This is a genomic window from Vibrio celticus, assembly GCF_024347335.1.
GTDB classification, from domain to species: domain Bacteria; phylum Pseudomonadota; class Gammaproteobacteria; order Enterobacterales; family Vibrionaceae; genus Vibrio; species Vibrio celticus.
Genome location: NZ_AP025463.1, coordinates 1,772,189 through 1,783,968, shown reverse-complemented (window position 1 = coordinate 1,783,968; position 11,780 = coordinate 1,772,189). Strand labels below are relative to the sequence as shown.

The 11,780-nt window shown below is 45.2% G+C and carries 11 protein-coding genes; all 11 read right to left on the bottom strand.

What is annotated here, in order from left to right; translation table 11 throughout:
- Positions 1–65: 65 nt before the first annotated feature.
- Complete coding sequence (gene cobB, locus OCV19_RS08315; RefSeq protein ID WP_065677486.1) at positions 66–800, bottom strand: Sir2 family NAD+-dependent deacetylase; 735 nt, start codon at positions 798–800, stop codon at positions 66–68.
- A 258-nt stretch (positions 801–1,058) separates the two neighbouring features.
- Positions 1,059–2,279, bottom strand: coding sequence for an ammonium transporter (locus OCV19_RS08310; RefSeq protein WP_065677485.1), 1,221 nt, complete (start codon positions 2,277–2,279; stop codon positions 1,059–1,061).
- Between the two features lie 376 nt (positions 2,280–2,655).
- Positions 2,656–3,072 (bottom strand): hypothetical protein, encoded by a 417-nt coding sequence (locus tag OCV19_RS08305; RefSeq protein ID WP_017059624.1) that lies wholly within the window; start codon positions 3,070–3,072, stop codon positions 2,656–2,658.
- Positions 3,056–4,129 carry a formate dehydrogenase subunit gamma gene (locus tag OCV19_RS08300; protein WP_065677484.1) on the bottom strand — a complete coding sequence of 358 codons (1,074 nt, stop codon included), beginning with the start codon at positions 4,127–4,129 and terminating at the stop codon, positions 3,056–3,058. Before OCV19_RS08300 ends, OCV19_RS08305 begins: the two co-directional genes overlap by 17 nt.
- Before the next feature lie 13 nt (positions 4,130–4,142).
- Positions 4,143–4,751, bottom strand: coding sequence for a formate dehydrogenase FDH3 subunit beta (gene fdh3B, locus OCV19_RS08295; protein ID WP_004742271.1), 609 nt, complete (start codon positions 4,749–4,751; stop codon positions 4,143–4,145).
- Positions 4,752–4,762: 11 nt separating this feature from the next.
- A complete protein-coding gene (locus OCV19_RS08290) occupies positions 4,763–7,618 on the bottom strand; it encodes a formate dehydrogenase subunit alpha (RefSeq protein ID WP_065677483.1) in 2,856 nt (951 codons plus the stop codon).
- 10 nt (positions 7,619–7,628) lie between these two features.
- On the bottom strand, positions 7,629–7,829 hold the full coding sequence (locus OCV19_RS08285; RefSeq protein ID WP_004733728.1) for a twin-arginine translocation signal domain-containing protein: 201 nt from the start codon (positions 7,827–7,829) through the stop codon (positions 7,629–7,631).
- A gap of 75 nt (positions 7,830–7,904) precedes the next feature.
- Positions 7,905–8,537: a TorD/DmsD family molecular chaperone gene (locus tag OCV19_RS08280; protein WP_065677482.1), complete on the bottom strand. Its 633-nt coding sequence runs from the start codon at positions 8,535–8,537 to the stop codon at positions 7,905–7,907.
- A 9-nt stretch (positions 8,538–8,546) separates the two neighbouring features.
- Complete coding sequence (locus OCV19_RS08275; RefSeq protein WP_065677481.1) at positions 8,547–10,208, bottom strand: 4Fe-4S dicluster domain-containing protein; 1,662 nt, start codon at positions 10,206–10,208, stop codon at positions 8,547–8,549.
- Positions 10,209–10,507: 299 nt separating this feature from the next.
- Positions 10,508–11,221 carry a DUF3306 domain-containing protein gene (locus OCV19_RS08270; RefSeq protein WP_065677480.1) on the bottom strand — a complete coding sequence of 238 codons (714 nt, stop codon included), beginning with the start codon at positions 11,219–11,221 and terminating at the stop codon, positions 10,508–10,510.
- Positions 11,211–11,675 (bottom strand): DUF3305 domain-containing protein, encoded by a 465-nt coding sequence (locus OCV19_RS08265; RefSeq protein WP_065677479.1) that lies wholly within the window; start codon positions 11,673–11,675, stop codon positions 11,211–11,213. Before OCV19_RS08265 ends, OCV19_RS08270 begins: the two co-directional genes overlap by 11 nt.
- Positions 11,676–11,780: the final 105 nt, after the last annotated feature.

The following is an 11,780-nucleotide window of genomic DNA, read 5'->3' as shown; positions in this document are numbered from 1 at the left end:
TTAAGTAAATAAAGCGGCGTAAGCCGCTTTATTTTTTCAGATTCAGAAACTGATGTGTTGTAGGCTTAGGCCGTTAAAGAGCCCTTCGCTGAACATAATAGCTCGCCAACCAGTTTAGGCACCTCGATACTCGCCTTGCCGTAACGCTTCTCTTCAAATTCACTTTCAACCGCGCTAGGTTCGAGGTTTATCTCGATAGTATGTGCACCATGCATTTTCGCATCATGAACAAAGCCTGCCGCTGGATAAACAACACCTGAAGTTCCGATAGAGATAAACAGATCCGCTTCTTCAAGTGCTGAATAGATGTCACCCATTCTTAATGGCATCTCGCCAAACCACACAATATGAGGGCGCATCTGCGCTGGAATTTGACAGCAATGACAAAGCTCGCCGGTTTCGATGTTGTCTTTATGTTCGATAACTTGATTCGATTCACTGCAACGTGCTTTTAAAAGTTCACCGTGCATGTGAATAATGTTGTTGCTACCGCCTCTCTCGTGCAGGTTGTCGATGTTCTGAGTGATGATTGTTACTTTGCCATCAAGTTTGTCTTCGAGCTCACCTAGTGCCTTATGGGCGGAATTTGGTTGAATGCTCTCACCTTGTAAGCCATGGCGACGCTTGTTATAGAATGCTTGAACCAAGTCGGGATCTCTAGCAAACCCCTCTGGAGTTGCGACATCTTCGATTTTATGGTTTTCCCATAGCCCGTCTTGTGCTCGGAATGTTTGTATCCCCGACTCCGCAGAGATGCCAGCGCCAGTAAGAATTACGATATTTCGATATGGGAAATGCATACAACGTCCTTTTCAATATGTCACTTTGTAACAGCTTAGCACTGTTCAAATTCCAACAATAGTTTTAGGGATTAGACCATAGTCTTAGGCAACTGAATTCATTGGCTATTTGTGACATAACTCGCTTGATGGATACTGCCGTTGTTACTCAAACTCTTGGTTTAGCTTTTCACAGAACCAAAAAAAGCGACCGAAGCCGCTTAGTTCTGTTTCACTGATGTCTACTTGATTAGCTTAAACCCATCAAAGTGAACGACGTTAGTCTTCGTTGATAGACGAGATCTTATGGATAGAAAGATCCGCGCCGTTGAATTCGTCTTCTTCACTTAAACGTAGGCCTGTTAGTTTGCTCAATACACCATAAACAATCAGTGCGCCAATCAAAGCCACAGCAATGCCCGCTAGTGTACCGACAACTTGAGAAGCAAAGCTTACGCCCCCTAGCCCCCAGAATGTTTGCGAACCGAAGATACCCGCTGCAATGCCACCCCAAGCGCCACATACGCCGTGTAGAGGCCACACACCCAGTACATCATCGATCTGTGTTTTGTTTTGCATGTAAGTAAATAGGTAAACAAACAGCGCACCTGCCACACCGCCAGTCACCAAGGCGCCCAATGGGTGCATTAAATCTGAGCCCGCACAGATAGCGACGAGACCAGCCAAAGGACCATTGTGGATGAAACCTGGGTCATTTTTACCTGCAACTAGAGCCGCAAGAATACCGCCAACCATAGCCATGAGTGAGTTCATCGCCACTAGGCCGCTGATGCCGCTGATTGCTTGTGCAGACATTACGTTAAAGCCGAACCAACCGACACATAAGATCCAAGAGCCTAGTGCTAAGAATGGGATATTCGATGGTGCGAAGTTGGTGTGTTTGCCTGCACGGATTCGACCTTTACGCATCCCTAAGAAGTAAACCGCAACCAAAGCAATCCAACCACCTACGCCGTGAACCACTACAGAGCCTGCGAAGTCATGGAACCCATAACCAAACTGGCCTTCTAGCCAATCTTGGAATCCAAAGTTGCCGTTCCAAATGATGCCTTCAAAAAATGGATAGATGAAACCAACCGTAAACAGTGTCGCAATCAAAATTGGGTAGAAACGTGCACGCTCTGCGATACCGCCTGAAACGATCGCTGGTATTGCCGCAGCGAATGTCATAAGGAAGAAGAACTTCACCAGCTCATATCCGTTGCCTTGCGACAGTGTTTCTGCGTCTGCAAAAAAGTGTGCACCGTAAGCAACCCAGTAACCGATAAAGAAGTAAGCAATGGCGGAGACACCAAAATCCGACAGGATCTTAACGAGCGCGTTTACTTGGTTCTTCTTTCGAACGGTACCGACTTCTAGAAATGCAAAGCCAGCGTGCATCAAGAAAACCATGATGGCACCGAGTAATAGGAATAAAGTATCTGAACTTTGGGTAAGGGTTTGTACTGCACTATGAACTTGAGTCACCGTTTCACTCATTAAAGCATTCTCCTTCGCTTTATCTGATTTGCACTGATATCGTGCGATTCAATGTTGTAATTAATTAAAGACTCAACAGTGAACGCAAGATGCGTTCCAAGTGTGTGGTGTAATTTTCGTGCAACAGTTTTTGCTTTTAAGTTACTGATTAATAGCGCATAAATTTATCGGTGCACTTTCTTGGTTCTTAATAAGGGTGAAAATGGAAACAAGAATTGCACCAATTAAGGGAGTTGCACCATATTGAAGCGGTCAATACCATGCTTCATTAAGTTTCGTTGCTGATTAGAAACAAAAAGCCCAATGACCGAAATCATTGGGCTTTCAAAAGGATTATTGTGCTAGATAATTCGCTATCTAATGAGCCAATACTCGACTACAAGTTTGGACCTGTTGTCGGGTTTTGCGGTAGGTTTTGACTTAAACGCTGCATACCTTGATACATACGAATAAACCAAACCACAATCGCAACACCACCAAACAACATGCCTACATACGGGATGTAGTAAGCGATGTCATCGATAATATGGTTTTGATACCAGTAATCGTTCACACCAATCAACACGCCATTAGAGGTCGCTACCGTCACGATAAGCACAACAAAGAACGTCAGGTTCAAGAAGAACGAGCGAATCAAGCCGTAGTAATGGGTATCCACTACTTCGCCGTCTTCGCCTTTATCTAAACGATAGCCCGCGTAGATGATGGCAACCACACCAGAGAGAAGACAAGTAAATGGTGTAAAGCAGCTTAGGATGTAAGCAACCCAAATACCTTTATGAGGTTTGTTCATTCTTATTCACCCCTTCCGTTTTCTCTGTTGCAGCGTTTGCGCTTTGTTCAACGCCGTTTTTCTCTTGTTCCATCACTTCTTTGTACCAAAGGTCATGGTGCTCTTTTGCCCAAGTTTCATCAACTTCGCCTGTTACCATGCCTTCTAGTGCACCTTCCATACCGAACAAGCCGATGTAGATGTGGAACACAAAGCCACAGATAAGGATCAAAGCAGCCAACATGTGGACTAGGTTTGAAAGCTCCATATCACGACGCGTTTGACCGAAGATTGGGAAGTCTAAAACCAAGCCACTGATCGCAGCGACACTACCCATAACAATCAATAGCCAAAACAGCGCTTTCTCACCCGCGTTCGAAAACTCAGCAGATGGATGAGAACCTTTGTGTTTCCCTACCATGCCGCCCAGTTTCATGAACCACTGGATATCGACCATCTTGAAGATAGACTTGCGCCACCACTTGATAAGAACAGCCATCAACAGCACATAGAAAATCGGGCCGATGTAGTTGTGGTATCGCTTGGCCAGTAGAACGATGAAGCCCCATAGATCCGTTGGAATGTACGGCTTCAAGAAGTGCTTACCGTAAACCAACATCAAACCACTGAACGCCAGTGTTAAGAAGGTAAACGCCATACTCCAGTGCAAGGCACGGTCTAGTCGAGACCAACGTTTGATCTTACGACCGGTTCTTGGCGCGCTTAGCATTAGCGGGCCAATCACAACGTACATCAAAGTCACGAAAGCAATACTGCCAAAGATAGCGACCGCACCGGCTGGTGACATCCACTTCTCTTTCAATATGTACCACGTTTGACCTGGAGTACTGATTAACACACCGTGCTCAGCTGATTGAGATGTGGTGTAACCTTCCTCACCATTTCTTACTTGTCGCCAAAAATCGGCACCAGCAAGCTGTGTGATTTCTCGTTGAGCAGAGCTCGATTGAGTTTGTGATGAGTTCGTCTCAGATGCATTACTCATAGGAGAAAGCATTGTCAGTGCTGCCAACATTGGCAGCACAACAAGGAAGAGACGCTTAAACGTTGTAAGCATATGTCTCTCCTACTTAGCTCTTAGTCGCATCGTAAGAAAGGTCGTTGCCGTCTGTCCAACCTGCACCTTTCGCACCACGTTCAACAACACGCTGACGGAATACATCAGAAACTTTCTCTGCATCACCCGCTAACAGTGCTTTGGTTGAACATAAAGAAGCACACATTGGTAGTTTGCCTTCAGCAATACGGTTCGCACCGTACTTCTGACGCTCTTCAACAGAACCTGGCTCTGTTTCAGGGCCACCTGCACAGAAGGTACATTTGTCCATCTTACCGCGCTCACCAAATGCTTCCTGTTTAGGGAATTGAGGTGCGCCAAACGGACAAGCAAACAAGCAGTAGCCACAACCGATACACAGATCTTTATTGTGAAGTACGATGCCGTCTTCTGTATGTTCAAAACAGTCTGCTGGGCAAACTGCCATACAAGGTGCATCAGTACAGTGCATACACGCTACTGAGATAGAGTTTTCACCCGGTTCACCATCGTTCAGTGTTACAACACGGCGACGTTGAATACCCCATTCTAGAGCATCATCATTTTCATTCTTACATGCAGTGACACAACCGTTACATTCGATACAACGCTTGGTGTCACAAAGAAATTTCATTCTAGCCATTTTAAGACTCCTTACGCTTTACGAATATTACAAAGGGTTACTTTAGTTTCCTGCATCAACGTGACAGGGTCGTAACCGTATGTGGTTGCTGTGTTAGCAGCTTCACCAATAACGTAAGGATCAGTGCCTTCTGGATATTTAGAACGTAAATCTTCGCCTTGGAACTTACCACCGAAGTGGAATGGAATGAACGCCAGACCCGGTTTCACACGACGTGTTACCATCGCTTTCACCTTAATACGGCCTTTCTCAGCACCTTCAACCCAAACGTCATCGCCATCTTTAAAGCCAATGTCGTTCGCGTCTTTCGGGTTCACTTCTACAAACATCTCTTGTTGAAGCTCAGCTAGCCAAGGGTTAGAACGAGTTTCTTCACCACCACCTTCGTACTCAACCAGACGACCAGAAGTAAGAATAATCGGGTATTCACCAGACTTGTCTTGCTCTTGGATTGACTTGTACAACGTAGGTACACGGAAAATCGCTTCTTTGTCATCCCATGTTGGGTAGTCAGCAACTAGGTCACGACGTGGTGTGTAAAGTGGTTCACGGTGCAGTGGTACGCGGTCTGGGAATGTCCAAACGATCGCACGCGCTTTCGCGTTACCAAAAGGAATACAACCGTGCTTGATAGCCACGCGTTGAATACCGCCAGAAACGTCAGTCTTCCAGTTTTTACCTTCAGCAGAGGCTTTCTCTTCTGCTGTTAGGTCATCCCACCAACCCAGTTGTTTCAGTAGTTTGTCACTGAACTCAGGGTAGCCATCTTTGATTTCGCTGCCTTTTGAGTAGCTGTCTTCAGCCAATAGGCTTTGACCTTCAAACTCCACACCGAAACGAGTACGGAAGTTACCGCCGCCTTCAGCGACAGGTTTAGACGTATCGTAAAGGATATGCGTACCTGGGTGTTTCATCTCTGGGTTGCCCCAACATGGCCAAGGAAGACCGTAAGTCTCGCCATTCGCTGGGCCGCCTTCTGCAGCAAGTGTGGTTTTGTGGAATGTGTGCCAGTTTTGTTGGTGTTCTTTCAAACGCTCTGGGCTTTGACCTGTGTAGCCGATCGTCCACATACCCTTGTTGAATTCACGAGTGATGTCTTCAATCAATGGTTGGTTGTTCTCAACACGGATGTTTTTGAACAGTTGATCAGAGAAACCAAGCTTCTTAGAGAGAAGGTACATGATTTCGTGGTCAGGCTTAGATTCGAACAGAGGATCAACCACCTTGTCACGCCACTGTAGAGAACGGTTTGATGCCGTTACACTGCCGTAGGTTTCAAATTGAGTGGTTGCTGGAAGCAAGTAAACGCCGTCAGTACGGTCGTTCATTACTGCCGCGACTGTTGGGTATGGGTCAACGATAACCATCATATCCAGCTTCTGCATCGCCTTCTTCATCTCTGGACCACGAGTCTGAGAGTTCACTGCGTGACCCCAGTAGAACATGGCACGGATGTTTTCGCGTTGACGAATCTTGTCTTTGTCTTCAAGCACGCCATCAACCCAACGAGAGACAGGAATACCTGCACTGTTCATTGGTTTTTGACCGCCGTAAGCGTTGTCGTCGAAACGACCTTTGATCCAGTCAAAGTCTACGTCCCAAACTTTCGACCAGTGGCGCCAAGAGCCTTCAGACAAGCCGTAGTAACCTGGAAGTGTGTCTGACAGTACGCCAAGGTCAGTTGCGCCTTGTACGTTATCGTGACCACGGAAAATGTTTGCACCGCCACCTGACTTACCGATGTTACCTAGCGCAAGCTCAAGTACACAGTAAGCACGTGTGTTGTTGTTACCAGTCGTGTGCTGAGTACCACCCATACACCAAACGATACAACCCGGACGGTTTTCAGAAAGCAGTTTTGCTGTGTGGTAAACGTCTTCTTCGCTTACGCCAGTAACGCGCTCAACTTCAGCTGGGCTCCACTTCGCAACTTCTTCACGGATCTCGTCCATGCCGAATACACGTTGGCGGATGAATTCTTGGTCTTCCCATTTGTTAGCAAAGACATGCCATAACACGCCCCAGATAAACGCAACGTCTGAACCTGGGCGAAGAGAAACATAGTGATCAGATTTCGCAGCAGTACGCGTACGACGAGGATCCGCAACAACGATCTTACAGTTGTTTTTCTCTTTCGCGATTAAGATGTGTTGCATTGCTACTGGGTGAGCTTCTGCAGGGTTTGAACCAATGAACAGCATCGACTTACAGTTGTGCATGTCATTGAACGAGTTTGTCATTGCGCCGTAACCCCAAGTGTTTGCAACACCGGCTACTGTGGTTGAGTGACAAATACGCGCTTGGTGGTCAACGTTGTTGGTACCCCAAAGCGACGCCATCTTACGGAATGCGTAAGCTTGCTCGTTGCTGTGTTTTGCACTACCTAGGAAGTAAACCGAATCAGGGCCAGACTCTTTGCGAAGTTCTAGCGCTTTGTTACCGATCTCTTCAATCGCTTGTTCCCAAGAAAGCTTCTTCCACTTACCGCCTTCTAATTTCATTGGGTACTTAAGACGACGTTCACCGTGGCCGTGCTCACGAAGTGCTGCACCTTTCGCACAGTGTCCACCAGCGTTAAATGGGTGATCGAATGCAGGCTCTTGACCTGTCCAAACACCGTTTTGAACTTCAGCGTAAATACCACAACCCACAGAACAGTGAGAACAGATAGTACGTTTCACTTCTGTTTTCGCTTCAGGGTCGACTGATTTAGCCTGCGCCTTTTTCATCATGCCCGGTGCGAATAGACTTGCGCCTACTACCGCGCCACCAGCGGCTAATGAAGTGTTTTTCATGAAGGCACGTCGAGACACACCCAGTTGATTGGTTTCTTTGCTCACACTATCGGAGCGTTTGACAAGTTTCATCCGTTATCTCCTAAAGTGTGTCGTAGTAATCACGAATGTGTTGCGTTTCACGATAGCCCGTCTTCTTCATGTCTTCTTTCGGCATTTCAACCGTTTCTGAAGCAGTTGCCACTTTCGTTGTACCAGCGACAACGGCACCAGCTACGGCTGCAGTCGTTAAGCCTTTGAGTAAGTCCCTACGGCTTGTGTTTATTTCTTTATTATCTTTCATCATTGCTTCCTTACCTTACGGTAGATCTTTTGGAGGCTTAATGCCCCTCTATCGATATAATCGCGTACTGCTCGATTACTCGTAATCAGTGACGTTTTTCACATCAATCTTTAATTTATGCTTACTGCTTTTTGTATTAACGCTAAAACGCACTTGTTCTAACGTTAAAAATGCTTCACACAGCTGAGCGGCCGATTTGTAGAAGTTGGCACTTTCTGCACTTTCAAGCTGACGCGTAAAAGAGTTGAACCAAGGACCAAGGTGCTTATTGAAAACCGCTTGTTGCAGGGCTTCTTCTTCACCGGTTAGCATGGCCATTACTTCACACAATGCCGCAATATGATCTTCCGGCTCTTTTACTTGATCATCACGTTCAATGCCTAAAAGCTCTAAATCATGACGAATCTCTGCTAATGGTTTTTCCATCATGGCGCCAGTGCGATGCCAAGAACCAAATGGAACAATCTCTCCACGGCCAATGCCAATGAACAGATCTTGATATTCGTCTTCTAACGCTTCGCGATTTGATTCTGTTGCCGCTTGTTGAATAGCAATCCAAGCTTTTTGCATTGCGCTCTCAGACGCTTCAATGTCTAGCGTCTTTAGAAAATCAATCACCTCTTCAGAAGGTGCGCGACGAAACAATGCAGAAAGAACCAAATAGATTTCAGTTCTTAGTGTCTGTTCTTGATCTAAATTCGTTTCCAATGCCAACTCCTAGTATTTCAGTTGTTTCAATGGGTCTTGAGCCATCGAATCAAACATATCTATCACACGGCAGTCTTCACACATCGCAATACGGTTGATTGCTGATTCGTCTGAAAAATGAGAGTGACCGCGTAACTTGTTTTGTAACATGTCAATCATAGACTGCGGTGCGAATGGCTTATGACAACGAATACATTCCGCTGCTTTCTCTTCATGAATCACAACTGCCTTCTGACGTTCTTCTTTCACCCAGTTCATACGAGGCGTTAGAGTCAGAACATTTTCAGGACACGCCTTTTCACACAGACCACATTGAATACAGTCTTGTTCTACAAACTTAAGTGATGGAGATGCGCCGTCGGTATGAAGAGCACGCGTAGGACAAACCGCCACACAACTCATGCACAACGTACAATCTTTGCTTTCACACGAAACCGTGCCATATGGCGCATTTGATGGAAGCTCAACAATGTTCTCAACAGGAATGCGAGATGAAGACATAGCATCAAGTGCTGTGAATAGGCGTTGACGTTTATTGCCTTGAAGATCGCCAAGTGCAAGATCGAATGAATCAACACACAAAGTTGGAGGACCTTCACGTAGAGACTCTAAATACAGAATATCGATGGTATCTTTTGGAACACCGATTTGGTCGAGTAACTCTTGAGCGATCCCTACTTCGTTATTCAGAACACGAATGATGGTTTCTGGCATAAAACGAGAAGCAGCAAACAGAACTTGAGTTGCGCCATTCACTAGCGCTGCAAACCAAGTATCGATACCAATAGAAGGCAGTTCTTCAACTACGATTGGAATTACGTTATCTGGCAGTGCTTTTAGCGCCATCACATTGTAAGTCTCATGACGAGAGCTACAGATAAGTATGATTGGATCCAGACCGCCCGCTTGCTCATAGTTCGCTAGCGTACGTTCAATAAACTTTTGAGTGTCGTCAGGATTTGGAAGCGCATAGGTAATCGCTTCTATAGGACAGCTAGTTGCACAAGTACCAACGCCTTGACATAGATAAGGGTTAATCTCGATCTTATGACCGGTCTTATCCGAGCCTTCACTTGATAGTGCGCCAGCAGGACAAGCATCTACACAACGCTCACAGCCTTTTACGCCACGAGAACTGTGCGCACAAAGGTCAGTGTCTAGACGGAAGAACTTAGGCTTATCAAATGTGCCCATAAGCGTTGGAATCTCTTCCAGTGCTTCAGCCAGCTTTGGATAGCCGCGGCCTACTGGGTAATAACCCGGTACAGGTACTTCTTCTGCCATGCAGCTATTCAGACATAGGTCTAAAACAACATCGAAACAATCGTGATTAATCGCGACTTTCGCTAGGTTGCTTGATGTGCCTTTGTTTTCGATCACAACTTCAAACGTGCCAAGGAAACCGGATACTTGAACCGAATTCGCGAAGTACAGTTCTGGGTTTGTGCCCTTTTCGCCATCTGTTGACAATAAGGTTAGGCTCGTCAATTGAGGTAATTGAGCCGCAGCACTTTCAATGATCGCAGTTGGACCAATAACAAGTGTATTACCGCCGCTTTCGTAGCTAACAGTAGGTGGAATCAGATTTGTTAACTCAACTGTATTTTCAAATGCATACAGTCTTGCTTTAGCGTTATTTGAAGTTGCTTGTTCTAATAATTGTTTAAGCATTGCTCAGTTCCATCTTTGGACATGGATAATCTGTTCAACCTTCATTGTAGTAAGCGATAGAGAACTTGCTGAGTAATCCGTTAACAACTAACCCTTTAGCCAGTGTGTCGTTGGTCAGACCGTGAACTCGTCTATCTACAAAAAAGTTGATAATGAACGTTATTTAGCAAATGCCATGCCAATTTAATATGCCTTATATATCAGTAATTTAGTCCTTTATAACGTTTATTGTGCGTATAAAAAAACCGCTTGGGACATTTTGTCGCAAGCGGTTCATTGAGTGTTTAGTCAAAATGTACCTATTCTTTGTGTGGTATATTTTGTCCCATCTCTTTCAGGTCAGCTTCTTCTGACATTGTAGCGTTATTATCTGACACTGTGTTTTCATACAGTTCTTTTTCTTGTTCGGTTATTTCGGCACTTTCTGACGTTTCAAGTTCATTGTCAGATCCCTCAAGATCGCTTTCAGAATTCTCTAAAACTTCACCTTCGTCTTTATTATCAATAAGTTGCTCTTCTTCTGGCGCAGTTTCTTCTTCCGGTTTGTCTTTAACCCAATCACGCAAGGTTTCCGCCACCCCTTCAGAAAGAGACTTCAAATTACTGTAATCGTCGTCGTAATCATCTAAACCATCACGAACGTTGAACTCTTCTGAGAGAAATAATTTACGCAATGCCGCTTTTTTTACGCTCTCTGATGCTTCAGACACCAATAATTGAGCAACAGACAAGTCTTCAGTCGTTTCTGATGCTATCTCCTGAGAGTCTATAGCTTGAGAATCGACAGCGTGAGCGTCTTCATTGTGTTCTGTAGACTCATTATCTAAAGCACCATTTTCTAAAGTCTCACGCTCTAATGACTCTGATGTTTCTGCGTCTATAGATGAAGCAGCAGACGAAGTCTTTGCGGAAGTAAGCTCAGTTTCCTCAAGCGTTTGTTGCGCTTCTAATGGTTGGTCGGTCGATTCATCAAGCTTTCGTTGAGACCAACGGCTAAAAAAGTTAGTTGCCATTTGATCGACCCGCGCCTTTACGTTTCTTACGTCTTGCTTCTAATAACTCGCCATGACGACCGATGAATGCTTCCATCCAAGCTTGTACAGGCAATGGAATGTCGTATGAAAGGACTTGGTTGTCACCGTCCATGTATTGCCCTGCAACGGTTTGTGATGCTGTAAGTAACTGAATGATTGGCTTAATACCAGAATCGACATTATCCATCACTAAGAAAAGCTTAGGTTGCTGAGAGCTTAGGTTGAAACGATAGTCTGTACGCTCGTCTTTATGTAGTTGGAGCAAACAAACGTCTTGGGCATCGTCTTCTGGCGACAGTTCAAACCCCGTCAATTCCCATTGCGTCGTTACCCAGATACCTGTTTTGATCTCTTTCTCTATTCTTTGGACACCGATTGGCCAAGCTGCTTCTGTTTTTTCATATTGTTCTTTGAATTCTTTTATCTCAGACATACTTCACCCAATTGATTTTCTTTGGTCTGAATGCACTTAGGACATTTTGTACTGTGCGCAATCATATACACCCCATAAAGCAATAAACACGCCAATACGGATTGA